Below are 25,562 nucleotides of genomic sequence, written 5' to 3'. Positions count from 1 at the left end.
TCCCCCTCCCCCTCTCCCTACGCGCTATGGGAGGGGGGCGATGCCCCCACCTGGGCAGCGCCGCCGCGAGACGGCTCTTGCTCGGCATCCCTGGCTGGGGCCACGCCAGTTTTTGAAGGCGTTTGGTTCAGCGCTGGGTTAAAGCCAGCTTTAGCGCCAGCGCGCCGAACACCGTGGCGGCGATGCGGTTGAGCCAGCGCTGGGCGCGGGCCGAGCGCAGCAGCAGCTCGCCGAACAGGCCCGAGGCGCAGGCAATGGAGCCGAACACCAGCAGCGCAGCCAGCATGAACACGCAGCCCAGCACGACGACCTGCAGCGCCAGGCTGCCGCGCGCCGGATCGGCGAACTGCGGCAGAAAGGCCAGGAAGAAAATCAGCACCTTGGGATTGGTGAGGTTCATCACCGTGCCGCGGCCCACCCAGCGCAGGGCCGAGCCCCAGGTGAGCCGGTCGCGTTCGGACTGCACCTGCACCGGGCCACCGGCGCTGACCGGCGCGTGCCATGCGCCCCAGGCCAGGTACAGCAGATAGGCCGCGCCGCACAGCTTGATGGCCGTGAACAGCAGCGGCGATGCCGCCACCATGGCGGCCAGCCCCAGGGCCACCGCGGCCGTGTGGCCCACGATGCCCAGGCACAGCCCCAGCACCACGCACAGGCCCACGCGCCAGCCGCGCTGGGCCGACTGCATGAGCACGAAAAGATTGTCCGGCCCCGGGCTCAGGCCGAGCACGACGGCCACGCCGAAAAACGCGATCAGGGTCTGCAAGGTGGGCATGTGGTTCTCTTTGCTGCAATCAATTCAATAGCTGCTTGCGCTGGTCCATCAATAAATTCAAATGGTTTTCAATGCAAAACCATTGACTGAAAGGCGCAGCCAGCTCACTTTTTCACTTTCTTGAAGCCATGCGTTTCCGGCAGGCCGGATCGGCAAACGGTCCGTCGTCCAGGCTCCAGGCCTGGCCCGGCGAGAACTGCTGGCAGCTGAGCGCGCCGTCGAGCTGGCTGCGCCACAAATACCAGGGCGCGGGGGCCGCCTGCGAAGGCAGCGGCATCACGGTGACCAGGGCAGCGCACAGGCACAGTGCCCGCCCCGGACGGAATTTCGGCTTCATCAATGGCTTGCTCCCCCCAGTGCGCCTGCGGTGACGATCCAGCCCTCCAGCGTATCGCGGCCGGGCGGCAGGCCGTACAGCATATCGCCTTCCTGACGCCGGCAAGCCGCCCAGCCTGCCTGCAGCAGGCACAGCACGGCATCGAGCGCATCGGCCTTGGCGTCGTCCTCCAGCGCCCGGCGCTGGGCCTGGGTGAGTTCCAGACGCAGGCCCAGGCCGGCTCGGTCCTGCTTCAGTGCATCGATCAGCTCCTGCCTGGCCTGCCGGCGCTCGGGCGTCTGGCGCGCGGCATCGTCGCTCTTGTAGCTGCGCCGCCCCAGTACGGCGCGCGCCAGCTGGCCCGGATAGGCTTCGAGCCCCACGCGCGCCGGCGTCTGCTGCGGCGCGGGCTGCAGGCCCGGCAGATGCACGCCGGCCGCCCGCAGCAGCGGCACGCCCGCATGCAGCATGTAGGCCACGGGCGGATTGACCCATTTCATCGACGGGCTCGAGCCCGCGGGCCCGTCGGTGGCGCGGTGCGCAAACTTGCGGCCCGCGGGCCGGGCGGCGCAGAAGGCCTTGAACTGTTCGCGAATCTGCGCGCGGCTCAGCCTCGCGTAGTGATCCATGCAGGCCTGCCAGTCCGTAGGCCAGCCCAGGGTCTCCACCAGCTCGCGCGGCAGGCCGAAAGGCATGTCGAAGCCGCCGATCCATGGCGTATGCCGCTCGTCGGCCAGCCACCGGCCCCAGCTGTCCAGGGTGGCAAAGCCCAGCAATTCGGCCAGCCGCACGCTGCGCATTTCCGGGCCGAGCCGCCCGCGCGCGATCACGATGGGCTTGCGCCGGCCGGGACTGCTGCTGAAATCGCAGCCCAGGATCTGCATGCCTTCAGCCCAGGCCCAGGGCCGTCACGCCCAGGGCGATCAGCACGGCACCCGCGATGCGCAGCGCGCGGTCGCCCTCGCCCAGCAATCTGCCGCCGATCAGGGCCGCGAACAGCATGGAGACTTCGCGCGCCGGCGCCACATGCGATATCGGCGCGCTCTGCACCGCATACAGCACCAGCACATAGGCAATGGGGCTGAAGAAGGCCACCAGGGCCGCATGGCGCCACTGCACGCGCCACAGGCTGCAGGTCTCGGGCCAGTTGCGCATGCCCAGCGGCAGCAGCATCACGATGCGCAGCAGATTGCCCATGTAGTCCACGAGGATGGGCGACATCAGCAGCACCTTGACCGCATAGCTGTCCACCACCGTGTAGCCGGCGATGAACAGGCCCGTGAGCAGCCCGTAGTACAGGCCGGCCAGCACGCGGTGGCGCGCCTGGGCCGATTCGCCGCTGCGGATGGCCGCGATCATGCGCGGGCCGCCGGCGATCAGGAACACGCCCAGCACCACGCCCGCGATGCCGGCCGCGCCCAGGGCAGTGAGCTGCTCGCCCAGGAAAGCCACGGCCACCAGCGAAGAGATCAGCGGCCCGCTGCCGCGCGCCAGCGGATAGACCACGGTCAGGTCGGCCACGCGGTAGCCGCGCAGCAGCACCACGAAATAGAACACGTGCAGCAAGGCGCTGGCGGCCACGAAGCCCCATTCCGTCCAGCCCCACAGCGGCACCGCATCGCGGCCCAGCCACCAGCCCAGCGGCAGCCAGATGACGGCGTTGAGCACCGAGGTGAACAGCGAAAAGCGCGCATCCCCACCGGCTTTCTTGGCCACGATGTTCCAGCCCGAATGGATCAGGCCGGCGAGGATGATGAGAACAAAGGCTTGCAGTGACATGGCGCCGGGAAAGCAAAAAGGCCGCGCGCCGCGCAGCCTTCCGGGACAGGGGTTTTCAATGGAGGGCGCAGGCCCGGTGCCGGCATGCCCCGCGCCCCGGATGCCAGGCGGAGGATGTCCGACGGTGCGCCGCCCTGGGCAGCATCACTTGCGGGCCGCGATCAGTGCCAGGAATTCGCGGCGCAGCTCGGCGTTGGTCAGGAAGGCGCCGCGCATGACGGAGTTGAGCATCTTGCTGTCCATCTCGCGCACGCCGCGCCAGGACATGCAGAAATGCGAGGCCTCCATGACCACGGCCAGGCCGTCGGGGCGGGTCTTGTCCATGATCAGGTCGGCCAACTGGATGATGGCTTCCTCCTGGATCTGGGGGCGGCCCATGATCCAGTCCACCAGGCGCGCGTACTTGGACAGGCCGATCACATTGGTGTTCTTGTTGGGCAGCACGCCGATCCAGATCTTGCCGATCACGGGGCACAGGTGATGGCTGCAGGCGCTGCGCACGGTGATCGGGCCCACGATCATCAGCTCGTTCAGATGCTCGGCATTGGGGAACTCGGTGATCGCGGGCTGGGGCACATAGCGGCCGCGGAACACCTCGTTGACGTACATCTTGGCCACGCGGCGCGCGGTGGCGCGGGTGTTGTGGTCGTGCGTGGTGTCGATCACCATGGAGTCGAGCACGCCCTGCATCTTCTCCTGCACTTCGTCCAGCAGCTTCTCGAGCTCGCCGGGCTCGATGAACTCGGAGATGTTGTCATTGGCATGAAAGCGCTTTTTTGCTGCCTGCAGCCGCTCGCGGATCTTGACCGAGACGGGGGTGCCTTCGGCTGAGTTGTCTGTTTTCATGTCGGCGAGATCTCTGAACATGGCTGGCATGGTACCAGCGAATCGTCCACCGGTACTCGCAAAGGATTTAGCACGAAATGCAGGCTTGCTTGGCGCTGCAAGCTATCTTTTTCAGAGCAATTGGGCGCAGCGGGCTAGAGCCGGAATTCGGCGATCAGCGGCAGATGGTCCGACATGCGCCACCAGATGCGCCCCTTGGGCACCTGCAGGGCCAGCGGCGTGAGGCCGCGCACATAGATGTGGTCCAGCTGGGCGATCGGCAGGCGCGAGGGATAGGTCGGCACGCTGGGCCGCTCGTCGTATTCGAACAGGCCGAAGCCGGCCAGCATGCGCTTGAGCTGGTTGCCCCAGTCGTTGAAGTCGCCGGCCACCACCAGCGGCGCGTCGGGCGGCACCTCTCGCTCGATGAAATGCTGCAGCCGCGCGGCCTGGCGGATGCGGCTGCCCGGTATCAGCCCCAGGTGCACGACGATGGAGTGCACGCGCCGGCCCATGATGTCCAGCTCCACATGCAGCAGGCCGCGCTGCTCGAAGCGGTGGTCGGAGATGTCCTCGCGCTGGTAGCCGATCACGGGCCAGCGGCTCAGCAGCGCATTGCCGTGCTCGCCGTCGCGGGTGTAGGCATTGGTCAGGTAGACGGATTCGTAGCCCTCGGGCGCCAGGTATTCGGCCTGGGGCACGCTGGGCCAGCGGTCGAAATATGCCGCCTCCCGGTGGTTCATCTTGCGCACTTCCTGCAGGCAGACGATGTCGGCGTCGAGCTGCTCCACGGCCAGGCCGAGGTTGTGGATTTCCAGGCGCCGCGCCGGGCCCAGGCCTTGCACGCCCTTGTGGATGTTGTAGGTGGCCACGCGCAGGATCTGCGAGGACCCGTCGGTGGCTGGCTGAATTTCGGACATAGGCAAAAACTCGCTCAAGGCCGCGGCGCAAGGCCTGTCTCGCAGGCCTGGGTCGCTTTCTGCGCAATACAGGGATCGAAACGCGGCAGCATCAGAATCGCTTCGGCATTGGAGGACGAGAAGCACTGCAGGGCCGCAGCCTGCCAATCATGCCAAGCATGTGCGGTGTGCTCCCTCGGATTCAAGTGCACGGCCGTGTAGGACGGCACACGAAGGCCGAAGACGCGCTCGCGGTTGTGCCATACGCCGGGCGCATAGCGGTGCTGCCATTCCGGGTAGATGGTGTAGACGTTTTCCAGGTTCCAGTCGCTGAGCACGCAGTCGGGCGCCAGCGCGTCGATGCCGGTTTCCTCGCGCACCTCGCGCACGGCGGTCTCGTGCCAGTTTTCCTGCGCACTGTCCTTGCTGCCGGTCACCGACTGCCAGAAGGCCTCGCCCTGCGGCGCCGGCAGGGTGCGGCGCAGCAGCAGGACCTGGCCGTCCTCGCGGTAGATCACCACGAGCACGGACTCCGGAATCTTGTAGGGCCTGGACGGCGGCCGGGATTCTTCTTCGGACGATGCTGTCATGCCGCCATCCTACGCCCGGAGCATGACAGCAGGCTGAGCGCCGGCGGTAACAAATGTGATGCGCAGGCCCTAGCGAGCCCTAGCGCGCCCTGGTGGCCACGGCCGGCGGCAGCTCCTTGGCCTGCAGCGCGCGCAGCTGGTGCACGAGCTGGTTGTGGGCGTCAAGAAAAGCCGCGGCAATCACCTTGCCCTCGTTGGTATTGCTCCAGCCGGCGCCGCCGCCTGCACCCAGCTTGCCCAGCACCAGGCCGCCCACGCCCAGGTCGGTGGCGCGCGCCGAGCCGGTGGAGGCCGCCACCTGCTCGGTGGTTTCGGTATCGGTGAGGAACAGCGCGGTTTGCGCCTCCTTGAGCTTGACGTTCTCGGCCAGGCCGGCCAGCCCCGCGATGTCGCGCAGCACGGGAATCATGGCGATGATGCCGGACAAGCCGCCTCCCGCGCTCTGCTCGCTGAAGGTCAGGCTGGGCACCAGCTGGTACTGGGCTTCGTAGCCCTTGCCCCTGTGCACGGTGCCGTTCTTGCGCAGCACGCCCGCATCGCGCAGCTCGCCCTCGTGGATCGTGCCCTGCAGGCCGGCGTTGCGGTCCACCACGCGGAAGCAACCGCTTTGCTGGGCCAGCAGCTTGATCAGCGGCACGGGCGTGGGCGGCAGCTGGCCGTTGCCGTAGGGCATGACATAGCCGCGCGGATTCTCCACCAGGGCCACGGTGGCGATGGGCGCATCGCATTGCTCGAGCGACCGGGCCGCATGGCTGGCGCCCTGGGGGCCGGCGGAACCCGAGATCTCGGAGCCGCCCTGGCCCAGCTCGGTCTGCTGCTTGTTGCAGCCGGCCAGGGCCAACGCCGCCAGCAGTGCCAATGCAGCAATCTTGATAGCTGGCTGCGCACGTCCATCATGGATTTCAGAGATCGAATACATGGAATATCAATAGAGACAAGCGATGCCAGCCATCAAAAGCATAGCAACAAAAAAGGCGCCAGCAGCGAAGTCGCTGTCTGGCGCCGCACTATCGCACAAAGCCCTGCCGCAGCAAAGCGCCGTGCCGGCAGAGATGCATCAGGCCTCGGTGGTGGTCACCACGGGGTTGCGCAGCTTGATGTGCAGCTCGCGCAGCTGCTTTTCGTCGACCGGCGAGGGGGCCTGGGTCAGCAGGTCCTGGGCGCGCTGGGTCTTGGGGAAGGCGATCACGTCGCGGATGGACTCGGAGCCCGTCATCAGCGTGATCAGGCGGTCCAGGCCGAAGGCCAGGCCGCCGTGCGGGGGCGCGCCGTACTGCAGCGCGTCCAGCAGGTAGCCGAACTTGGCGCGCTGCTGCTCGGGCGTGATGTTCAGGGCCTCGAAGACCTTGGCCTGCACGTCGGCGCGGTGGATACGCACCGAGCCGCCGCCCAGTTCCCAGCCGTTGAGCACCATGTCGTAGGCCTTGGCGATGCACTTGCCGGGATCGGTGGCCATCAGTTCCTCATGGCCGTCCTTGGGCGAGGTGAAGGGGTGGTGCACGGCCACCCAGCGGTCTTCTTCCTCGTCATGCTCGAACATGGGGAAGTCCACCACCCACAGCGGCGCCCAGCGGTCCTCGAACAGGCCATTGGCCTTGCCGAATTCGCTGTGGCCCACCTTCAGGCGCAGCGCGCCAATGGAGTCGTTGACGATCTTTTCCTTGTCGGCGCCGAAGAACAGCAGGTCGCCGTCCTGCGCGCCGGTGCGCTTGAGGATCTCGGCGATGGCCGCGTCGTGCAGGTTCTTGACGATGGGCGACTGCAGGCCGTCACGGCCCTTGGCCACTTCGTTGACCTTGATCCAGGCCAGGCCCTTGGCACCGTAGATCTTGACGAATTCGGTGTACTGGTCGATCTCGCCGCGGCTGATGGCCGCGCCGCCGGGCACGCGCAGGGCCACCACGCGGCCGCCCTTGGTGGTGGCAGGGGTCGAGAAGACCTTGAAGTCCACATCCTTCATGACCTCGGTCAGCTCGGTGAACTCGAGCTTGACGCGCAGGTCGGGCTTGTCCGAGCCGAAGCGGAAGGCCGCGTCCTGGTAGGTCATGATGGGGAACTCGCCCAGGTCCACGCCCAGCTGGGTCTTGAAGACCTCGCAGATCATGCGCTGGAAGATGGCGCGGATCTCTTCCTCGTTCAGGAAGGAGGTTTCGCAGTCGATCTGCGTGAACTCGGGCTGGCGGTCGGCGCGCAGGTCCTCGTCGCGGAAACACTTGGTGATCTGGTAGTAGCGGTCGTAGCCGGCCACCATCAGCATCTGCTTGTACAGCTGGGGCGACTGGGGCAGCGCGAAGAACTCGCCGTCGTGCACGCGCGAGGGCACGAGGTAGTCGCGCGCGCCTTCGGGCGTGCTCTTGCCCAGCATGGGCGTCTCGATGTCGATGAAGCCTTCCTTGTCGAGGAAGTTGCGCACCTGGATGGCGGTCTTGTAGCGCAGCATCATGTTGCGCTGCATGACGGGACGGCGCAGGTCCAGCACGCGGTTCGTCAGGCGCACGGTTTCCGACAGGTTTTCCTCGTCCAGCTGGAACGGAGGCGTCACGGAAGCGTTGAGCACGTTGAGCTCATGGCACAGCACCTCGATCTGGCCGCTCTTGAGCTTGTCGTTGGTCGTGCCGGCGGGGCGCGCACGCACCACGCCCTTGACCTGCACGCAATACTCGTTGCGGATGCCTTCAGCGGTCTTGAACATCTCGGCGCGGTCGGGGTCGCACACCACCTGCACATAGCCTTCGCGGTCGCGCAGGTCGATGAAGATCACCCCGCCGTGGTCGCGGCGGCGGTTCACCCAGCCGCACAGCGTCACGGTTTCGCCCATCTGGGCTTCGGTCACCAGACCGCAGTATTGGGAACGCATTGCCATGAAAATTCTTCCTGCACCCCTGGGGTGCGACAAGGTTGTTTTATTTGGGTTCCTCGATGGCGGTGAGGTCCGGAGGCGCCACCACACCCATCGACACGATGTATTTGAGCGCGGCATCCACGCTCATTTCCAGCTCTATGCACTCGCTGCGGCGCACCAGCACGAAATAGCCCCCGGTCGGATTGGGGGTCGTGGGCACGAACACGCTCACGTATTCGTCGCGCAGGTAGGCCGCCACCTCGCCGCTCGGGGCTCCGGTCACGAAGGCCACGGTCCACACGCCCTCGCGCGGCCACTGCACCAGCACGGCCGTGCGGAAGGCATTGCCGCTGTCCGAGAATACCGTGTCCGACACCTGCTTGACGCTGGAGTAGATGGAGCGCACCACGGGAATCCGGCGCACCAGGGCGTCGCCCCAGCTCACGAACTTGCGGCCGATGAAGTTGCTGGCCACCGCGCCCACGAGCAGCAGGATGAGCAGCGTCAGCACCACGCCGAAGCCGGGAATATGCATGCCCAGCAGCCGGTCCGGCTGCCAGGCTTCAGGCAGGATGGCCAGTGTCTGGTCCAGCGTGCCGATGATCCAGTTGAGCACGCCCAGCGTGATCACCAGGGGAACGATGACCAGAAGACCGGCAATCAGCCACTTGCGCAATGCACCCATGATCTGTGTTCGCCTCAGGAGTTGGCTGCAGCCGCTGCGGGCGCCGGTGCGGCAGGCGTGCTGTCGCCGGAGGCAGCCGGGCTGCCGGCGGCGGGCTTGCTGCCGCCGCTGTTCTTGAAGTCCGTGGCGTACCAGCCCGAGCCCTTGAGCTGGAAACCCGCAGCGGTGAGCTGCTTGGAAAAGGCCTCGGCGCCGCAGGCCGGGCACACGGTCAGCGCGGCGTCCGAGATTTTCTGCAGCACATCCTTGGCGTGGCCGCAGGAGCCACACTTGTATGCATAGATAGGCATAGCGCTTGAAAACGAGGGGAAGTGCAAAACCCTTGATTATAGGCGCCAGCCCTTTGTTTGCTGCACTGCGGCACCAAGCCCTTGCGGGCCGCGCCCCGTCAGGGAGCCAGGGGCTCGAACGCCTGGATTTCCCGCGTCTGGTTCGCGATCCGCTGCGGCAGCAGCGAGCCGGCCACCATGCCGAACACGGCCGACAGAAGTCCCGCCAGTTGCTGGGGGAATGCCTGGTTGAGCGCGGGGGTGGCCATGAAAACCAGCCACACGCCGATACCCAGCACCACGGCGCTGATGGCACCCTGAGTCGTGGCGCGCTTCCAGTACAGGCCGAAGACCAGCGGCACGAAGGCCCCCACCAGCGGCACCTGGTAGGCGCTGGCCACCAGCTCGTAGATGGGCGTGCCCTGCATCAGGATCGAATAGCCGAGCACGCAGGCCGCGAACACCAGCACGCTGATGCGCATGGTCAGCAGGTTTTCCTTGTCGTCGGTATAGGGCCGGAACTGGCGCCAGATGTTCTCGGTGAAGGTCACGCTGGGCGCCAGCAGGGTGGCCGAGGCGCAGGACTTGATGGCCGACAGCAGCGCGCCGAAGAACAGCACCTGCATGGCGAACGGCATCTTGTCCATCACCAGCGTAGGCAGCACCTTCTGCGGATCGTCGGCCAGCAGGGCCGTGGCTTCGGCCGGCATGATGATGAGCGCACTGGCCACGAGGAACATGGGCACGAAGGCGAAGATCACATAGCAGGCTCCGCCGATCACGGTACCGCGCACGGCCGACTTCTCGGTATCGGCCGACATCACGCGCTGAAAGATGTCCTGCTGCGGAATGGAGCCCAGCATCATGGTCACGGCCGCGCCGATGAAGAACACGATTTCATGCAGCGAAGGCTCGGGCAGGAACTTGAACAGGTCGCGGCTGGTGGCCAGGTCCACCACCTTGCCGGCGCCGCCGGCCATGTCGCCCGCGAAGAAGGCCAGCACCAGCAGGCCCAGCACCAGGATGATCATCTGCACGAAGTCCGTCACGGCCACAGACCACATGCCGCCGAACAGCGTGTAGACCAGCACCGAGAGCACGCCGATCGTCATGCCCATGGGAATGCTGACCGCGCCCCCCGAGAGCAGGTTGAACACCAGGCCCAGCGCCGTGACCTGGGCCGAGACCCAGCCCAGATAGCTGAGCATGATGATGAGCGAGCAGATCACCTCGATCGCCCGGCCGTAGCGCGCGCGGTAGTAGTCGCTGATGGTCAGCAGGTTCATGCGGTACAGCCGGGCCGCAAAGAACGCTCCCACGAGGATCAGGCACATGCCCGCGCCGAACGGGTCCTCCACCAGCGCATGCAGCCCCCCTTCGATGAACTTGGCGGGCACGCCCAGCACCAGTTCCGACCCGAACCAGGTCGCGAATGTGGTGGTGATGATCATGTACAGGGGCAGATGGCGCCCGGCAATGGCAAAGTCGGCCGTGTTGTTCACCCGCTTGGCCGCCCACAGGCCTATGCCTATGGTCACCAACAGGTATGCGATCACCATCGAGAGCAGCACGCTGGCACTCCTGTCTCTATGCGGAAAATGGGATTAAAAACGGAAGTGCAGCAGCAACTGCAGCACCACCAGGCCAATCACGAAGCCGATGCCGGCGCTCAGAATGGCCAGCAGCAGGCGGTTGGTGGTCTTTTGCTGCCGTAGCAGCTCCATGAGCAGGGCCTCATGCTGGCCCGCTCCCCGGTGGGCCAGGTACTGGTGGAGCACGCGCGGCATGTCGGGCAGGATTTTCGCGTAGCGCGGCGCCTGGGCCTTGAGCTCGCGCCACAGGCGCTGCGGCCCCATCTGCTCCAGCATCCACTGCTCCAGAAAGGGCTTGGCCGTGCTCCACAGGTCGAGGTTGGGGTCGAGCTGGCGGCCCAGGCCCTCGATGTTGAGCAGCGTCTTCTGCAGCAGCACCAGCTGGGGCTGGATCTCGACCTGGAAGCGGCGCGAGGTCTGGAACAGGCGCATCAGCACCATGCCCAGCGAGATCTCGGCCAGCGGACGGTCGAAATAGGGTTCGCACACGGCGCGGATGGCCGCCTCGAGCTCCTCCACGCGCGTGATGGCCGGCACCCAGCCGCTTTCCACATGCAGCTCGGCCACGCGCTTGTAGTCGCGGCGGAAGAACGCCAGGAAGTTCTGCGCCAGGTATTCCTTGTCGAACTCGGTCAGCGTGCCGACGATGCCGAAGTCCAGCGAGATATAGCGGCCGAAGGTCTCGGGCTCCAGGCTGACCTGGATATTGCCCGGATGCATGTCGGCATGGAAGAAGCCGTCGCGGAACACCTGGGTGAAGAAGATGGTCACGCCGTCGCGCGCCAGTTTCGGGATGTCCACGCCGGCTTCGCGCAACCGCTCGACCTGGCTGATGGGCACGCCGTTCATGCGCTGCATCACCATCACGTCGGTATGGCAGTAGTCCCAGAAGATCTCGGGGATCAGCACCAGGTCCAGGCCTTCCATGTTGCGGCGCAGCTGCGCGGCATTCGAGGCTTCGCGGATCAGGTCCAGCTCGTCGTGCAGGTAGTTGTCGAACTCGGCCACCACCTGCCGGGGCTTGAGACGCTTGCCGTCGTGCGAGAGCTTCTCCACCCAGCCGGCCATCATGTGCATGAGGGCCAGGTCCTTGTCGATGACGCCCTTCATGCCGGGACGCAGCACCTTGACGGCCACGTCGCTTTCGCTGCCGTCCTTGTTGCGCACCACGGCAAAGTGCACCTGGGCGATCGAGGCGCTGGCCACGGGCTCGCGCTCGAAGCGCACGAAGATCTGCTCGAGCGGGCGCTTGAACGAGCGCTCTATGGTGTCCACCGCGATCTGCGGATCGAAGGGCGGCACGCGGTCCTGCAGCTTGGCCAGTTCCTCGGCCACGTCGGGCGGCATGAGATCGCTGCGCGTGGACAGCACCTGGCCGAACTTCACGAAGATCGGCCCCAGCTCCTCCAGGGCTTCGCGCAGGCGCACGCCGCGCGGCTTGTCGAGCTTGCGCCCCAGCGTGACGATGCCGCGCACGGTGCGCAGCCATGGGTGCTCGAAGCTGGAGAGCACCAGCTCGTCCAGTCCATAACGGAACACCACCCAGAGGATGGCCCATCCCCGCAGAAAGCGCGTCATGGCTGCGTGGCGTCAGGGCCGCCGGGCATGGCGGTCACGGGCGTCGTGGCGGCGCGCGCACCCGCCTCCTCGGCTTCGGCCTTCCTGCCGCCCATGCGCGCGCCCACGAACTGGCGCAAGGCCTGCGACGCGGTGCGCGCCACCTTGGCAATCGTGTGCGCGGGCACATCGCCGATCACGCGGGCCAGGTCCTCTTCCACATCCCACTGCACGTTGTCGACCAGCCAGTTGATCTCGGCCGCGAACTGCACGTCGCCCTGGATGCGGATCGCCGGCTTGTCGCCGCGCAGCGCGGTCTGGGCCAGGGAAAGCGGGGAAGTCTCGGTGACCTCCAGCAGCAGGTCGGGTTCGGCGCCCTCGGGCGCCACGTCGAACAGGCCGGCAGGCGTGACCAGCAGGGCCATCGAATACTGGCGCCACTGCACGCGGGCAATGCGGCCCTTCTGGCGCACGAGGCGCTCCATCGCCTCTTTCTCCTGCATCAGCACATGGTTGAGAAACAGCACCAGGCGCTGGTGCATCTCGCTCACCAGCCATGCGGGAGCCTGAGGACCTGCCATCACGCGCTCCACGAGACCGTTGAGAAAAGAAAAAGGGGACTGTGTTGCCATAGTCCCCGATTATTCATGAAATTAATCCCCCCCCTGCGGCGCTGTGCACCTTCCCTGCGCGGGGATGGCGCCTTCACCGCAGGGCGGCCCTTGCGCTGCCCCCCCCGATGTGGAGCATGCCTGCGCAAGGATGCGCTGCTTCATTGCAGTGCCTGGACGCCGGCCACCAGCCAGCCGCTGGAGCCGTTCTTAGGCTTGGTCATGTTCCAGACCTCGCGGAAGGGGCTGGGACCGACCGAGGCCTCCTCGCGGATCATGCCGGAGAACTCCACGCTGGCCATGTAGTCCTGGCCCAGGTCCTCGATGCCCAGCAGCTGGGCATCGATCATGACCACGTCGGTCTGGTTGGGCTGGCCGCCGCGCTGGGTTTCGCGCTCGGACAGCTGGCCACGGATCTCGGCCAGCATCTCGTCGGTCATCATGGAGCGCAGCGTTGCGATGTCCGAACGGTCCCAGGCCGACTGCAGCGTGACGAAATTGCGCTTGGCCGCGGTCAGGAAGCCGTCGGTGTCGAAGCCCTCAGGTATGCCCCAGCTCTGCGATCCTGCAAGCGCCGAGCCAATCATGGAGCCGCCGGCAGCCGCGGCAGCGCCGGGCAGGTGGTTCTGCTCCCAGGGCCGGGCCGAGGCATCGTTGCCGACCTTCTCGGGGTTGTACTGGCGGACCGGCGCCTGCGCCTCATGGGGCGCACCGCCCAGATTGCCAGCCCCCTGGAATGCGAACGGGCCGGGCTGGGCCGCCGCACCGCGGCGCGAGCGCATGACCATGCCGATCACGGCCATGATGACCATGGCCAGCAGGGCGATCAGCAGGATGTTGCCGAAGGCCGCGCCCAGGCCCAGCGAATGGGCCAGCCAGGCCAGGCCCAGGCCGGCGGCCAGGCCGCCGAGCATGGCGCCCCAGGGCTTCTTGGGCTGGGCCGCGGGTGCCGGAGCCGGCGTGGCAGCGCGGTTGGGCTGCGCGGCATTCTGCTGCGGAGCCTGAGGACTCTGGGTGGGGGCACGAGAAGCTTCACGCTGCGTCACATTGCTCGACTGCTTGCCAAACGACGAGCCGCCGCCCATGCGCTTGGCATCCGCCTGCCCATGCGCCACGACCAGCATGGCCACCAAGACGATTGACCACAGTTTTCTCATGCCATCTCCCTTCTTATCAAAAAACGTAGCTACAAATCCGCGCAGACCGCGCGCTCAGCATTTGATTCCCACATGCAAGGCACAGACGCCTCCCGTCATGTTGTGATAGTCCACATGGCCGAAGCCGCATTGCTGCATCAGGACCTTGAGCTCCTGCTGGCCCGGGTGCATGCGGATGGACTCGGCCAGATAGCGATAGCTTTCCGAGTCGCCGGCGATGAGCTTGCCCATGGCCGGCAGAATCTTGAACGAATACCAGTCGTAGGCCTTTTCCAGAGGCTTGGCCACCTTGGAGAACTCGAGCACCAGCAGCTTGCCGCCAGGGCGCAGCACGCGGTTCATCTCCTTGAGCGCCACATCCTTGTGCGTCATGTTGCGCAGGCCGAAGGCCACGCTGACCAGATCGAAATAGTTGTCCTCGAACGGCAGCTTCTCCGCATCGCACACCAGCGTGGGCAGGATCACGCCCTTGTCGGTCAGGCGGTCGCGCCCCACGCGCAGCATGGCTTCGTTGATGTCGGTATGCACCACCTGGCCCGAAGCGCCCACCTTCCTGGAAAATGCCAGCGCCAGATCGCCGGTGCCGCCCGCGATGTCCAGGGCCTTGTCGCCTTCCTTGAGATTGGCCACCATCACGGTGTAGGCCTTCCAGGCGCGGTGCAGGCCGCCCGACATCACGTCGTTCATGATGTCGTACTTGGAGGCGACGGAGTCGAACACGCCGCGCACGCGGCCGGCCTTTTCGCTTTCATCGACCGACTGGAAACCGAAATGTGTGGTGCTCATAACAATGAATGCTAAGCAGGCAGTGCTGTTGCGTACAGCGACAACCCCGTATGGCTACGGGCTTTGCAGCACTAGGGGTTTAGATGAAATCGTCCTGCGACGCTTGAAGAGAAAGCGCCGAAAGCTACTTTTAATATAGCATCAGCCTCAATAACCCTGCGTGCTGCGCAGCACCGGTGTGGCGCGTGGCGCACGCAAAAGCCGGGGCCCGGGCTTTTGGCGGCGTTCGGATCAATGCACGCTGCAGCCGTGGCCGCCCCCCTTCTGGGGCATGGGTGCATCCCGGTCCAGGCCTGCCTCCGCGAGCCGCTGCAGGTATTGCTGCCACAGCGCATCCTGCTGGCTGCCCAGCTGGTACAGGTATTCCCAGGTATAGAGGCCGCTTTCATGGCCGTCGCTGAAGAACGGCTTGATCGCGTAGTTGCCCACGGGCTCGATGGTGGTGATGCCCACGTCGCGCTTGCCCGTCTGCAGCACTTCCTGGCCCGGGCCATGCCCCTGCACTTCGGCCGAGGGCGAATAGACGCGCAGCAGCTCGAAAGGAATGCGGAAGGTCTTGCCGTCCGAATAGGACACCTCCAGCACGCGCGAGGCGCCGTGCACGGTCAATGCCTCGGGCGTGGGGGTATCGGCTTGCAGTCCCGCCATGGGTATCTCCTTCAATAGATCGGACGGCGGCCCGTATCCGCAGGGTCCGCCGTCTTTGTTTGCCGCGCCGGCCGCTCAGGCAGCCCAGGCGTCCAGCGCCCGTTCCAGCGCAGCGTCCACCCGGGGCAGCAGCTGGGCGACCTGCGCCTCGCGGGCCCCATCGCGCTCGCGCTGGGCTGGCGCCCAGACGGCACCCGGGAAATGGCTGTCCCAGTCGTAGCGCGCAATCACATGCCAGTGCAGGTGGGCCACCATGTTGCCAAGGGCCGCCAGATTGATCTTGGCGGGCGCCAGCTGCTCGCGCAGCACGCGCTCCACCAGCGCCACGGCGTCCATGCACAGCGCGCGGTCGGCGGCGGACAGGTCCGAAAACTCGGCCACATGGTCGTTCCAGACCACGCGGTAAAAGCCCGGGAAGCCGGCCTCGGCAGCGCGGATGACGCGCAGCCTGTCGCCGCGCCAGATCAGCGTGCCGCCATCGGCGGCGCACAGGGGGCAGTTGTCTTGCCGGCGCATGGCGACCTCAGACCAGCACGCGCTCGATGCCGCCCTGGTTGGCGCGCTGCACATACTCGGCCATCCAGTTCTCGCCGAGGATGTCGCGCGCCATCTCGACCACGATGTAGTCGGCTTCGAGCAGGCCGTTCTGCAGGTCGTTGCCGTAGCGCGAGAGGCCTTGCAGGCAGCTGGGGCAGCTGGTCAGGATCTTGACGTTGTCCTTCTCGCCCACCTTGCCGGATTCGCGCAGCACCGCTTCGCTCTTGCGGATCTCCTCGGTCTTGCGGAAACGGATCTGCGTGGAAATGTCGGGGCGCGTCACGCCCAGCGTGCCCGATTCGCCGCAGCAGCGTTCGCTCTTGAGCACGTCGTCGCCCATGAGCGCCTTGACGGTCTTCATGGGGTCCTGCGTCTTCATGGGCGTGTGGCAGGGGTCGTGGTACAGGTAGGCACCCTTGTTCTGCAACGTGATGCCCTTTTCGAGCAGGTACTCGTGGATGTCGATGATGCGACAGCCCGGGAAGATCTTGTCGAACTCGTAGCCCTGCAGCTGGTCGTAGCAGGTGCCGCAGCTCACCACCACCGTCTTGATGTCCAGGTAGTTGAGCGTATTGGCCACGCGGTGGAACAGCACGCGGTTGTCCGTGATCATCTTCTCGGCCTTGTCGAACTGGCCGCTGCCGCGCTGCGGATAACCGCAGCACAGGTAGCCGGGCGGCAGCACGGTCTGCACGCCCGCATGCCAGAGCATGGCCTGCGTGGCCAGGCCCACCTGGCTGAACAGGCGCTCCGAGCCGCAACCGGGGAAATAGAACACGGCCTCGGTATCGGCGCTGGTGCTCTGCGGATTGCGGATGATGGGCACGTAATCCTTGTCCTCGATGTCCAGCAGGGCGCGCGCCGTCTTGGTCGGCAGTCCGCCGGGCAGCTTCTTGTTGACGAAGTGGATCACCTGCTCCTTGATCGGCGCCGTTCCTACAGAGGCGGGCGGATGGGCCGTCTGCTTCCTGGCCACGGCGCCCAGCACGTCGGCGGCCAGGCGCTGGGCCTTGAAGCCCACGCCGACCATGGCCGAGCGCATGAGCTTGATGGTGTCCGGGTTCGTCGCGTTGAGCATGGCCATGGCCAGCTTGTTGCCGGGCCGAAAGCTCTTCTTGTCCATCTTGCGCAGCAGGTTGCGCATGTTCATGGTCACGTCGCCGAAGTCGATCTTGACCGGGCAGGGGTTGAAGCACTTGTGGCAGACCGTGCAGTGATCGGCCACGTCCTCGAACTCCTGCCAGTGCTTGAGCGAGACGCCGCGACGCGTCTGTTCTTCGTAGAGAAAGGCCTCCACCAGCAGCGAGGTGGCCAGGATCTTGTTGCGCGGGCTGTACAGCAGGTTGGCGCGCGGCACATGGGTGGCGCACACGGGCTTGCACTTGCCGCAGCGCAGGCAGTCCTTGACGCTATTGGCAATCGCGCCGATGTCCGACTGCTGCATGATGATGGACTCGTAGCCCATCAGCCCGAAGCTGGGCGTGTACGCATTGGTCAGGTCGGCATACATCAGCGACTCGCGCGGCGAGCGGCCGTCATGGCTCTGATGGGCCGAGGCGTCCCATTCCTCGTTGCGGATCAGCTTGCCCTTGTTGAAGCGGCCTTCGGGGTCCACGCGCTTCTTGTATTCGGCAAACGGTGCCAGTTCGGCATCCGACAGGAATTCCAGCTTGGTGATGCCGATGCCGTGCTCGCCCGAGATCACGCCGTCCAGGCTGCGTGCCAGCTCCATGATGCGCGCCACGGCTTCGTGCGCGGTCTGCAGCATCTCGTAGTCGTCGCTGTTGACGGGGATGTTGGTGTGCACGTTGCCGTCGCCGGCGTGCATGTGCAGCGCCACCCAGACGCGGCCCTTGAGCACCTTCTGGTGGATGCCGTTGAGGGCTTCGCGCAGCGGCTGGAAGGCCGCGCCGGCGAAGATCTTGGACAGCGGCTCCTTGAGCTGGGTCTTCCAGCTTGCGCGCAGCGTATGGTCCTGCAGCTGCGGGAACAACGTGGCCACGCCGTCCAGCCAGCCCTGCCACAGCGCGCGCACGTCGCCCACCAGGGCCAGCGCCTGCTGCACGCGGTCCTCGAGCAATTCGGCCGAGGGGATGTCGCCCGCGTCGTCCTGCTTGCCCAGCGGCAGATCGCCATGCCGGAAGAAACGCGCCAGCTCGTCGCAGAGCCTGAGCTTGTTGCGCAGGGAGAGCTCGATGTTGATGCGCTCGATGCCGTCGGTGTACTCGGCCATGCGCGGCAGAGGGATCACCACGTCCTCGTTGATCTTGAAGGCGTTGGTGTGGCGGCTGATGGCGGCCGTGCGCTTGCGGTCCAGCCAGAACTTCTTGCGCGCCTCGGCGCTCACGGCCGTGAAGCCCTCGCCGTTGCGCGAGTTGGCGATGCGCACCACCTCGGCGGCCACGCGCGCCACCTCGTCGGCGTTGTCGCCGGCGATGTCGCCCAGCAGCACCATCTTGGGCAGATGGCCGTTGCCCTTCTTGCTCTTGGTCGCGTAGCCCACGGCCTTGAGGTAGCGGTCGTCCAGGTGTTCGAGGCCGGCCAGCAGCACGCCCGAGCGCTTTTGCTCGGCGAACATGTAGTCCTTGATCTCGACGATGGAGGGCACGGCATCCTTGGCATTGCCGAAGAACTCCATGCAGACCGTGCGCGTGTGCTCGGGCATGCGGTGCACCACCCAGCGCGCGCTGGTGATCAGGCCATCCGTGCCTTCCTTCTGCACGCCGGGCAGGCCCGAGAGGAACTTGTCCGTCACGTCCTTGCCCAGGCCTTCCTTGCGGAACTTGTGGCCGGGAATGTCCAGGCGTTCGGTGCGGATCGGCGTCTTGCCGTCGGCCTCGAAGTACTGCAGCTCGAAGCTGGCCATCTCGGCATCGTGGATCTTGCCCAGGTTGTGGTCCAGGCGCGTGACTTCCAGCCACTGCGCATCGGGCGTTACCATGCGCCAGGACACCAGGTTGTCCAGCGCCGTGCCCCACAGCACGGCTTTCTTGCCGCCCGCGTTCATGGCGATGTTGCCGCCGATGCACGAGGCCTCGATCGAGGTCGGGTCCACGGCGAACACATAGCCGGCGCGCTCGGCCGCATCGGCCACGCGCTGGGTCACCACGCCCGCTTCGGAATAGATGGTCGGCACCTCGTGGTCGACGCCGGGGATGCGGCGCATCTCGACCTCGGTCAGCTTTTCCAGCTTCTCGGTGTTGATGACCACGCTGCGCCAGGTCAGCGGAATGGCGCCGCCGGTATAGCCCGTGCCGCCTCCGCGCGGGATGATGGTCAGACCCAGTTCGATGCAGCCCTTGACCAGGCCCGCCATCTCGGCTTCCGTATCGGGCGTGAGCACCACGAACGGGTATTCGACACGCCAGTCGGTCGCGTCGGTCACATGGGCCACGCGCGAGAGACCGTCGAACTTGATGTTGTCCTTGGCCGTGAAGCGACCCAGGGTTTTCTGCACGCGGCGACGCAGCTGCTCGGCCTCGACGAAGGTGGCGTTGAACTCGTGCACGGCGCGGCGCGCGGCCTCGACGAGCTGGCCCACCAGCGTATCGCGCAGCGCATCGGCATCGGGCTCGCGGCGCTTGTCGATCTCCGACAGACGGTGCTCCAGCGCCTCCACCAGCGACTTGCGGCGGCCGGGGTTGTGCAGCAGGTCGTCCTGCAGATAGGGATTGCGCTGCACGACCCAGATGTCCCCGAGCACCTCGTACAGCATGCGCGCGGACCGCCCCGTGCGACGCTCCTGGCGCAGCTGGTTGAGCACATCCCACATGGATGAGCCCAGCAGGCGTATCACAATCTCGCGGTCGGAAAACGAGGTGTAGTTATAGGGAATCTCGCGCAGTCGTGCGGGTTCGGCTGCCTGCGCCTGCAAGGCGGCCAACGCAATCGGTACATTCATGGGGTAGACCGTATCGGGCGCCCGGTGGCGCCCCGAAGCCAGTGGGACGACGATTTTAAGCGAGGCGGCCTGATCCCGCCGGGCAGTACGCCCATAGCCTCAGAAGCCTGCGTCCCTGCGCCTGCCGGCCTTTCGCGCCGGGCCCGCGGGCTTCGCGCATGCTTTTTGCCCCGCAATCCTGTCATCCGGCTGTCCACCAAAGAGGCTCGCATGCCTGCATCGGTACAAACAACCATTTGCGAATCAAAAGCAACAAAAACCGAAAGACCGTCATTTCGAAACGAAATGGTATTGACCTAGAATGGCGCAGCTTCGCGCGTCACCTTTTGTCACCCCTTTGTCATGTGACAAGGAAATGTGCGGGTTCGGCCCGTGGTGGAACACGAAGCTGGTGCAAACAATGACATGCATATGTCATACGCAAGACCTAATGTGCAGCGTCGCATATTTCGTCACCAAAACGTTAGAGGAGCTTTCATGCAATTCAAGCAACTGGCCATGGCCGCCGCCGTCGCCGCTACCGCTTTTTCGGCGCAAGCCACCACCGAGATCCAATGGTGGCACTCCATGACCGCCGTGAACAACGAGTGGGTCAACGATCTGGCCAAGCAGTTCAATGAAAGCCAGAAGGATTACAAGATCGTTCCGACCTACAAGGGCGCGTATGACGAGTCGATGACAGCCGCCATCGCCGCGTTCCGTTCGGGCAATGCACCCGACATCCTGCAGGTCTTCGAAGTGGGCACCGCCACCATGATGGCCTCCAAGGGCGCGACCGTGCCCGTGGGCAAGGTCATGGCCGATGCCGGCGTGTCCTTCGATCCCAAGTCCTACATCCCCGCCGTGGCCGGCTACTACACCGCCCCCAACGGCCAGATGCTGAGCTTCCCGTTCAACAGCTCGACCACCATCTTCTATTACAACAAGGATGCCTTCAAGAAGGCCGGCCTGAACCCCGACAAGGCGCCCGCCACCTGGCCCGAAGTCTTCGCCGCCGCCAAGAAGCTCAAGGAAAGCGGCCACAGCTGCCCCATGACGCTGGCCTGGCAGGGCTGGACCCAGCTGGAATCGTTCTCCACCTGGCACAACGTGGAATTCGCCACCGAGCAGAACGGCCTGAGCGCCAACGGCTACAAGGCGCGCCTGAAGATCAACTCGCCCCTGCACGTCAAGCACATCCAGAACCTGGCCGAAGCCGCCAAGAACGGTGAATTCGTCTACAAGGGCCGCGGCTCCATTCCCCAGGCTTCGTTCACGGCCGGCGAGTGCGCCATGATCCAGACATCGTCGGGCTACTACGGCGACGTGGCCAAGAACGCCAAGTTCGCCTACGGCCTGGCTCCCCTGCCCTACTACCCCGATGTGAAGGGCGCGCCCCAGAACACCGTGATCGGCGGCGCTTCGCTGTGGGTCATGGCCGGCAAGAATGCCGAGCACTACAAGGGCGTGGCCAAGTTCTTCGAATTCCTGTCGCAGACCAAGGTCCAGGCCGCCAGCCACCAGCGCACCGGCTACCTGCCCGTGACCATGGCCGCCTATGACCTGACCGAGAAGTCCGGCTTCTATGCCAAGCATCCCGGCACCGACACCGCCGTGACGCAGATGATCCGCAAGGTGACCAACAATTCGCGCGGCATCCGCCTGGGCAACTATGTGCAGATCCGCACCATCGAGGACGAGGAACTCGAACAGGTGTGGGCCGGCAAGAAGACCGGCCAGCAGGCGCTGGACGCCATCGTGTCCCGCGGCAACGAGCTGCTGGCCCGTTTCGAGCGCTCCTACAAGCAGTAATCGCCAGCCTCGATTCCGAGCTGGTCAAGCCTGCAGCGCCTCCCCAAGGGGCGCTGCACCCCATGCCCCGGAGGTTGGCTCCAGCCTTCGGCGGTTTTTTTTATTTGTGACCCCTCATGGAAAAACGCGTACTTTTCCGCTCCGGATGGCTGCCGTGGGTGCTGATTGCCCCCCAGCTGCTGATCATCAGCATCTTCTTTTTCTGGCCCGCCGCACAGGCCGTGCTGCAGTCGTTCCAGATGGAAGACGCCTTCGGCATGAGCACCGAGTGGGTCGGGTTCGATAACTTCCGCACCCTCTTCGCCGACCCGTCCTATCTGGACTCGTTCTACCGCACCGCCGTGTTCTCGGTGCTGGTGGCCGGCATCGGCATTGCCACCTCGCTGGCGCTGGCCATCTTCGCGGACCGCATCGTGCGCTTCGCCATGGTCTACAAGACCCTGCTGATCATTCCCTACGCCGTGGCGCCCGTGATCGCCGGCGTGCTGTGGATCTTCATGTTCTCGCCGTCCATCGGCGTGGTGGCCTATTTCCTGGACAAGCTCGGCTATTCCTGGAACCACCTGATGAACGAAAACCAGGCCATGGCGCTGATCGTGCTGGCCGCGGTGTGGAAGCAGATCTCCTACAACTTCCTGTTCTTCCTGGCCGGCCTGCAGTCCATCCCTAAGGCGCTGATCGAGGCCGCTTCCATCGACGGTGCCGGCCCCTGGCGCCGCTTCTGGAACATCCAGCTGCCGCTGCTGTCGCCCACGACCTTCTTCCTGCTGGTGATCAACATCGTCTACGCCTTCTTCGACACCTTCGGCATCATCGACGCGGCCACCCACGGCGGTCCCGGCCAGTCGACCTCCATCCTGGTCTACAAGGTGTATCTGGACGGCTTCAAGGCCCTGGACCTGGGCGGCTCCGCAGCGCAGTCCGTGATCCTGATGCTGATCGTGGTGGTTCTGACCGTGATCCAGTTCCGCTATGTTGAAAAGAAAGTGCAGTACTGATCATGGTTGATCGCAATCCCTGGCTCAACATCTTCTCCCACGCCGTGCTGATCTTCGGCGTGGCCATCGTCGCCTTTCCGCTGTACCTGGCACTGATCGCCTCCACGCACACGGCCAGCGAGATCGTCCAGGCGCCCATGCCGCTGCTGCCCGGCTCCCACCTGTGGGAGAACTACAAGGAAGCCCTGCTGGGCTCGGGCAAGCTCGGCTCCAACACCAACGTCGTGCACATGATGTGGGTGAGCTTCGTGGTGGCCATGATCATCACCGTGGGCAAGATCGCGATCTCGCTGCTGTCGGCCTTCGCCATCGTCTACTTCCGCTTCCCGTTCAAGATGATCTGCTTCTGGGCCATTTTCCTGACCCTGATGCTGCCCGTGGAAGTGCGTATCCTGCCCACCTACAAGGTGGTGGCCGAACTGGGCCTGCTCAACAGCTACGCGGGCCTGTCGCTGCCGCTGATCGCCTCGGCCACGGCCACCTTCCTGTTCCGCCAGTTCTTCCTGACCGTGCCCGACGAGCTGGTGGAAGCGGCCCGCATCGATGGCGCCGGTCCCATGCGCTTCTTCAAGGACGTGCTGGTGCCCCTGTCCAAGACCTCGATCGCGGCGCTGTTCGTGATCCAGTTCATCTACGGCTGGAACCAGTACCTGTGGCCCCTGCTGATGACCACCTCGGAAGACATGTATCCCGTGGTCGTGGGCATCAAGCGCATGGTGGCCGGCGGCGGCGAAGCCGCCATCGACTGGAACATCGTGATGGCCACGGCCATCCTCGCCATGCTGCCACCGACGCTGGTGGTCATGCTGATGCAAAAGTGGTTTGTCAAAGGCCTGGTGGATACCGAAAAGTGATCCCCGCCACATTGCCCGCCACCATCTTTTGACCGATTGAATACAACCCTGTTATGGCATCCATCTCCCTCAAGAACATCGTCAAGCGCTACGGCACCGGCAAGGCTGCCGTGCCCGTCATCCACGGCGTGAACGCCGAGATCAAGGACGGCGAATTCATCGTGCTGGTCGGCCCCTCGGGCTGCGGCAAGTCCACGCTGCTGCGCATGATCGCCGGCCTGGAGGAAATCACCGGCGGCGAACTGTGGATCGGCGACAAGGTCGTCAACAACCTGGAGCCCGCCAAGCGCAACATCGCCATGGTGTTCCAGAACTACGCGCTGTATCCGCACATGAGCAACTACGAGAACATGGCCTACGGCCTGAAGCTCGCCAAGGTGCCTGAGGACGAGATCAAGCGCCGCGTGGACAAGGCCGCCAAGATCCTGGAGCTGTCCCACCTGCTGGACCGCAAGCCGCGCCAGCTGTCGGGCGGCCAGCGCCAGCGCGTGGCCATGGGCCGCGCCATCGTGCGCCAGCCCCAGGTCTTCCTGTTCGACGAGCCGCTGTCCAACCTGGACGCCAAGCTGCGCGGCCAGACCCGCATCGAGATCCAGAAGCTGCATGCCGAGCTGGGCATCACCAGCCTGTTCGTGACCCACGACCAGGTCGAGGCCATGACGCTGGCCCAGCGCATGATCGTGATGAACGGCGGCAATGTCGAGCAGTTCGGCACGCCCGAGGAGGTCTACCACACGCCCGCCTCCACCTTCGTGGCCGGCTTCATCGGCTCGCCCCCGATGAACCTGCTCAAGAACGCACCCAACGGCAGGCAGGGCCAGATCCTGGGCATCCGCCCCGAGCACATCGACCTGGTCGCGGCCGGCGGCTGGGAGTTCATGGTCGAGACCGTGGAGTTGCTGGGCGCCGAGCGCCTGCTGTACGGCAAGGTCGGCGGCGAGGACGTGACCGTGCGCGTGGAGGAAGGCCAGCCCTATCCCAAGCCCGGCGAAACGGCCCGCATCTCGGCCCGCGAAGACCGCCTGCACTGGTTCCATGCCGAAACCGGCAAACGCATCTGACGGCACGCATGCACGTCCCGCCAGCAGCGTCGAACGCGACTGATTAATCGGAAGAGCGCCCCAGGTCCAGCACTTGCGGCGCTCTTGTCACATCGGCACGAGCTGCAAACCCACCATGACTACTGCACTGAAACCCTGGCCCTACCCCCGCTGGGTCGCCCACCGGGGCGCCGGCAAGCTGGCCCCCGAGAACACCATGAGCGCCTTCCGCCTGGGCGCGCAGCACGGCTACCGCTTCTTCGAATGCGATGCCAAGCTCAGCAGCGACGGCGTGCTGTTCCTCATGCACGACGCCACGCTGGAGCGCACCACCAACGGCCGCGGCATCGGCGGCGCGCTGACCATGGGCGAGATTGCCCAGCTCGATGCCGGCAGCTGGCATTCGCGCGCCTATGCGGGCGAGCAACTGCCCACGCTGGAGGCGCTGGCGCGCTGGTGCCTGGCCAACCACCTGCACCTGAACGTGGAGATCAAGCCCACGCCGGGCCAGGACGAGGAAACCGGCCGTGCCTGCGGCGAACTCATGAACCGCATCTGGCCCCAGGCCGCCGTGCAGCCGCTGTTCACCTCTTTCAAGCCCGAGGCGCTCAAGGGCGCGCGCGACGTTGCGCCGCACATTCCGCGCGGCCTGCTGGTGGACAGGTTCTCCGACGGCACCGGCGATGCCGACCTGAAGATCGCGCTCGGCCTGGACTGCTCGGCCCTGGTGCTCAACCATGCGCTGTGGGATGCGGCGCTGGTGGCCAAGGTGCATGGCGCGGGCCTGCGCTGCAGCAGCTACACCGTCAACGACCCATGGGCCGCCCAGCGCCTGATCGACCTGGGCACGGACGGCATCATCACCGACCGCGTGGACCTGTTCAGCCCCGCGCAGATAGGTTCGCAACTCTGATTTGAGAGCTGCTTGCACTGACTCTGATTGAGCTTCAGATCATTCATTGATTGAAACCCAATATGAGCAGACGCAAGCAGCTTCTGCATTCATAGCAAACACCACCTGAAACTGGCACGCCCCAAAACCAGAGCGGTCAAGCAAGGGCCGCCCCGCAGCGAAGGCTGCGTCCCCCTTGGGGGAAGGCGCAAAGCGCC

General features: G+C 65.4%; 24 protein-coding genes. 5 read left to right on the top strand and 19 right to left on the bottom strand.

The genetic code is table 11. The features are described from left to right. Positions 1-127: 127 nt before the first annotated feature. The 19 genes from V8Z74_RS01605 to V8Z74_RS01515 form a co-directional block, all read right to left on the bottom strand. Complete coding sequence (locus V8Z74_RS01605) at positions 128-775, bottom strand: LysE family translocator (RefSeq protein ID WP_349707576.1); 648 nt, start codon at positions 773-775, stop codon at positions 128-130. Between the two features lie 112 nt (positions 776-887). After that, positions 888-1,112: a hypothetical protein gene (locus V8Z74_RS01600; protein ID WP_066473236.1), complete on the bottom strand. Its 225-nt coding sequence runs from the start codon at positions 1,110-1,112 to the stop codon at positions 888-890. Next, positions 1,112-1,975, bottom strand: a complete 864-nt coding sequence (locus V8Z74_RS01595; RefSeq protein WP_349707575.1) for a DUF429 domain-containing protein — start codon at positions 1,973-1,975, stop codon at positions 1,112-1,114. The genes V8Z74_RS01600 and V8Z74_RS01595 overlap by 1 nt, the downstream gene beginning before the upstream one ends. A 4-nt stretch (positions 1,976-1,979) precedes the next feature. Further along, positions 1,980-2,870, bottom strand: coding sequence for an EamA family transporter (locus V8Z74_RS01590; RefSeq protein ID WP_066473242.1), 891 nt, complete (start codon positions 2,868-2,870; stop codon positions 1,980-1,982). Positions 2,871-3,014: 144 nt separating this feature from the next. After that, positions 3,015-3,737 (bottom strand): GTP cyclohydrolase I, encoded by a 723-nt coding sequence (gene folE, locus V8Z74_RS01585; RefSeq protein ID WP_066474018.1) that lies wholly within the window; start codon positions 3,735-3,737, stop codon positions 3,015-3,017. Between the two features lie 113 nt (positions 3,738-3,850). Beyond that, positions 3,851-4,615, bottom strand: coding sequence for an endonuclease/exonuclease/phosphatase family protein (locus tag V8Z74_RS01580; protein ID WP_066473245.1), 765 nt, complete (start codon positions 4,613-4,615; stop codon positions 3,851-3,853). Positions 4,616-4,629: 14 nt separating this feature from the next. Continuing rightward, complete coding sequence (gene nudB, locus V8Z74_RS01575; RefSeq protein WP_349707574.1) at positions 4,630-5,184, bottom strand: dihydroneopterin triphosphate diphosphatase; 555 nt, start codon at positions 5,182-5,184, stop codon at positions 4,630-4,632. A gap of 79 nt (positions 5,185-5,263) precedes the next feature. Then, positions 5,264-6,103, bottom strand: coding sequence for a CsgG/HfaB family protein (locus V8Z74_RS01570; RefSeq protein WP_349707573.1), 840 nt, complete (start codon positions 6,101-6,103; stop codon positions 5,264-5,266). 138 nt (positions 6,104-6,241) lie between these two features. Beyond that, positions 6,242-8,047: an aspartate--tRNA ligase gene (gene aspS / locus V8Z74_RS01565; RefSeq protein ID WP_066473253.1), complete on the bottom strand. Its 1,806-nt coding sequence runs from the start codon at positions 8,045-8,047 to the stop codon at positions 6,242-6,244. Positions 8,048-8,087: 40 nt separating this feature from the next. Continuing rightward, positions 8,088-8,711 carry a DUF502 domain-containing protein gene (locus tag V8Z74_RS01560; RefSeq protein ID WP_066473256.1) on the bottom strand — a complete coding sequence of 208 codons (624 nt, stop codon included), beginning with the start codon at positions 8,709-8,711 and terminating at the stop codon, positions 8,088-8,090. 14 nt (positions 8,712-8,725) lie between these two features. Beyond that, positions 8,726-9,001, bottom strand: a complete 276-nt coding sequence (locus V8Z74_RS01555) for an FmdB family zinc ribbon protein (protein ID WP_066473259.1) — start codon at positions 8,999-9,001, stop codon at positions 8,726-8,728. 98 nt (positions 9,002-9,099) lie between these two features. Next, complete coding sequence (locus V8Z74_RS01550) at positions 9,100-10,551, bottom strand: high affinity choline transporter 1 (protein ID WP_349707571.1); 1,452 nt, start codon at positions 10,549-10,551, stop codon at positions 9,100-9,102. A 33-nt stretch (positions 10,552-10,584) separates the two neighbouring features. Beyond that, positions 10,585-12,150, bottom strand: a complete 1,566-nt coding sequence (ubiB, locus tag V8Z74_RS01545; RefSeq protein WP_349707570.1) for a ubiquinone biosynthesis regulatory protein kinase UbiB — start codon at positions 12,148-12,150, stop codon at positions 10,585-10,587. Beyond that, positions 12,147-12,761, bottom strand: coding sequence for a ubiquinone biosynthesis accessory factor UbiJ (locus V8Z74_RS01540; RefSeq protein ID WP_066473273.1), 615 nt, complete (start codon positions 12,759-12,761; stop codon positions 12,147-12,149). Before V8Z74_RS01540 ends, ubiB begins: the two co-directional genes overlap by 4 nt. Positions 12,762-12,901: 140 nt before the next feature. Beyond that, positions 12,902-13,897 carry a Tim44 domain-containing protein gene (locus V8Z74_RS01535; RefSeq protein ID WP_066473276.1) on the bottom strand — a complete coding sequence of 332 codons (996 nt, stop codon included), beginning with the start codon at positions 13,895-13,897 and terminating at the stop codon, positions 12,902-12,904. Between the two features lie 54 nt (positions 13,898-13,951). Beyond that, positions 13,952-14,683: a bifunctional demethylmenaquinone methyltransferase/2-methoxy-6-polyprenyl-1,4-benzoquinol methylase UbiE gene (gene ubiE / locus V8Z74_RS01530; RefSeq protein WP_349707569.1), complete on the bottom strand. Its 732-nt coding sequence runs from the start codon at positions 14,681-14,683 to the stop codon at positions 13,952-13,954. Between the two features lie 231 nt (positions 14,684-14,914). Next, positions 14,915-15,331 carry a gamma-butyrobetaine hydroxylase family protein gene (locus tag V8Z74_RS01525; protein WP_066473283.1) on the bottom strand — a complete coding sequence of 139 codons (417 nt, stop codon included), beginning with the start codon at positions 15,329-15,331 and terminating at the stop codon, positions 14,915-14,917. 75 nt (positions 15,332-15,406) lie between these two features. Then, positions 15,407-15,847: an HIT family protein gene (locus tag V8Z74_RS01520; RefSeq protein WP_349707568.1), complete on the bottom strand. Its 441-nt coding sequence runs from the start codon at positions 15,845-15,847 to the stop codon at positions 15,407-15,409. 7 nt (positions 15,848-15,854) lie between these two features. Beyond that, positions 15,855-19,769, bottom strand: a complete 3,915-nt coding sequence (locus V8Z74_RS01515) for a DUF3683 domain-containing protein (protein ID WP_066473289.1) — start codon at positions 19,767-19,769, stop codon at positions 15,855-15,857. Between the two features lie 477 nt (positions 19,770-20,246). On the opposite strand from V8Z74_RS01515, the gene ugpB reads away from it, so the two are divergent. The 5 genes from ugpB to ugpQ all read left to right on the top strand — a co-directional run bounded on the left by ugpB (position 20,247) and on the right by ugpQ (position 25,365). After that, positions 20,247-21,560 carry a sn-glycerol-3-phosphate ABC transporter substrate-binding protein UgpB gene (gene ugpB / locus V8Z74_RS01510; protein ID WP_066473293.1) on the top strand — a complete coding sequence of 438 codons (1,314 nt, stop codon included), beginning with the start codon at positions 20,247-20,249 and terminating at the stop codon, positions 21,558-21,560. A 116-nt stretch (positions 21,561-21,676) separates the two neighbouring features. Further along, positions 21,677-22,558, top strand: coding sequence for a sn-glycerol-3-phosphate ABC transporter permease UgpA (ugpA, locus tag V8Z74_RS01505; protein ID WP_066473295.1), 882 nt, complete (start codon positions 21,677-21,679; stop codon positions 22,556-22,558). Between the two features lie 2 nt (positions 22,559-22,560). Then, the gene (gene ugpE, locus V8Z74_RS01500) at positions 22,561-23,412 is read left to right on the top strand and encodes a sn-glycerol-3-phosphate ABC transporter permease UgpE (RefSeq protein WP_066473298.1); all 852 of its coding nucleotides are present in this window, start codon (positions 22,561-22,563) and stop codon (positions 23,410-23,412) included. Positions 23,413-23,465: 53 nt separating this feature from the next. Continuing rightward, on the top strand, positions 23,466-24,473 hold the full coding sequence (locus V8Z74_RS01495; protein ID WP_349707566.1) for a sn-glycerol-3-phosphate import ATP-binding protein UgpC: 1,008 nt from the start codon (positions 23,466-23,468) through the stop codon (positions 24,471-24,473). Between the two features lie 115 nt (positions 24,474-24,588). After that, positions 24,589-25,365, top strand: coding sequence for a glycerophosphodiester phosphodiesterase (ugpQ, locus tag V8Z74_RS01490; RefSeq protein ID WP_349707565.1), 777 nt, complete (start codon positions 24,589-24,591; stop codon positions 25,363-25,365). Positions 25,366-25,562 lie beyond the last annotated feature (197 nt).

Source organism: Comamonas sp. w2-DMI (assembly GCF_040187735.1).
In the GTDB taxonomy this organism is placed as follows: domain Bacteria; phylum Pseudomonadota; class Gammaproteobacteria; order Burkholderiales; family Burkholderiaceae_C; genus Comamonas; species Comamonas terrae.
This window is presented reverse-complemented; position numbering and strand designations above follow the sequence as displayed.

Bases quoted from the DNA above. Each gene is read 5' to 3' on its own strand.
- ubiE (WP_349707569.1), bottom strand. From the start codon at position 14,683: ATGAGCACCACACATTTCGGTTTCCAGTCGGTCGATGAAAGCGAAAAG.
- V8Z74_RS01560 (WP_066473256.1), bottom strand. From the start codon at position 8,711: ATGGGTGCATTGCGCAAGTGGCTGATTGCCGGTCTTCTGGTCATCGTT.
- V8Z74_RS01535 (WP_066473276.1), bottom strand. From the start codon at position 13,897: ATGAGAAAACTGTGGTCAATCGTCTTGGTGGCCATGCTGGTCGTGGCG.
- ugpA (WP_066473295.1), top strand. From the start codon at position 21,677: ATGGAAAAACGCGTACTTTTCCGCTCCGGATGGCTGCCGTGGGTGCTG.
- V8Z74_RS01555 (WP_066473259.1), bottom strand. From the start codon at position 9,001: ATGCCTATCTATGCATACAAGTGTGGCTCCTGCGGCCACGCCAAGGAT.
- V8Z74_RS01540 (WP_066473273.1), bottom strand. From the start codon at position 12,761: ATGGCAACACAGTCCCCTTTTTCTTTTCTCAACGGTCTCGTGGAGCGC.
- V8Z74_RS01570 (WP_349707573.1), bottom strand. From the start codon at position 6,103: ATGTATTCGATCTCTGAAATCCATGATGGACGTGCGCAGCCAGCTATC.
- ugpB (WP_066473293.1), top strand. From the start codon at position 20,247: ATGCAATTCAAGCAACTGGCCATGGCCGCCGCCGTCGCCGCTACCGCT.
- V8Z74_RS01515 (WP_066473289.1), bottom strand. From the start codon at position 19,769: ATGAATGTACCGATTGCGTTGGCCGCCTTGCAGGCGCAGGCAGCCGAA.
- V8Z74_RS01595 (WP_349707575.1), bottom strand. From the start codon at position 1,975: ATGCAGATCCTGGGCTGCGATTTCAGCAGCAGTCCCGGCCGGCGCAAG.
- V8Z74_RS01590 (WP_066473242.1), bottom strand. From the start codon at position 2,870: ATGTCACTGCAAGCCTTTGTTCTCATCATCCTCGCCGGCCTGATCCAT.
- V8Z74_RS01580 (WP_066473245.1), bottom strand. From the start codon at position 4,615: ATGTCCGAAATTCAGCCAGCCACCGACGGGTCCTCGCAGATCCTGCGC.
- V8Z74_RS01525 (WP_066473283.1), bottom strand. From the start codon at position 15,331: ATGGCGGGACTGCAAGCCGATACCCCCACGCCCGAGGCATTGACCGTG.
- ugpQ (WP_349707565.1), top strand. From the start codon at position 24,589: ATGACTACTGCACTGAAACCCTGGCCCTACCCCCGCTGGGTCGCCCAC.
- folE (WP_066474018.1), bottom strand. From the start codon at position 3,737: ATGTTCAGAGATCTCGCCGACATGAAAACAGACAACTCAGCCGAAGGC.
- V8Z74_RS01520 (WP_349707568.1), bottom strand. From the start codon at position 15,847: ATGCGCCGGCAAGACAACTGCCCCCTGTGCGCCGCCGATGGCGGCACG.
- V8Z74_RS01495 (WP_349707566.1), top strand. From the start codon at position 23,466: ATGGCATCCATCTCCCTCAAGAACATCGTCAAGCGCTACGGCACCGGC.
- ubiB (WP_349707570.1), bottom strand. From the start codon at position 12,150: ATGACGCGCTTTCTGCGGGGATGGGCCATCCTCTGGGTGGTGTTCCGT.
- nudB (WP_349707574.1), bottom strand. From the start codon at position 5,184: ATGACAGCATCGTCCGAAGAAGAATCCCGGCCGCCGTCCAGGCCCTAC.
- V8Z74_RS01600 (WP_066473236.1), bottom strand. From the start codon at position 1,112: ATGAAGCCGAAATTCCGTCCGGGGCGGGCACTGTGCCTGTGCGCTGCC.
- V8Z74_RS01605 (WP_349707576.1), bottom strand. From the start codon at position 775: ATGCCCACCTTGCAGACCCTGATCGCGTTTTTCGGCGTGGCCGTCGTG.
- ugpE (WP_066473298.1), top strand. From the start codon at position 22,561: ATGGTTGATCGCAATCCCTGGCTCAACATCTTCTCCCACGCCGTGCTG.
- aspS (WP_066473253.1), bottom strand. From the start codon at position 8,047: ATGGCAATGCGTTCCCAATACTGCGGTCTGGTGACCGAAGCCCAGATG.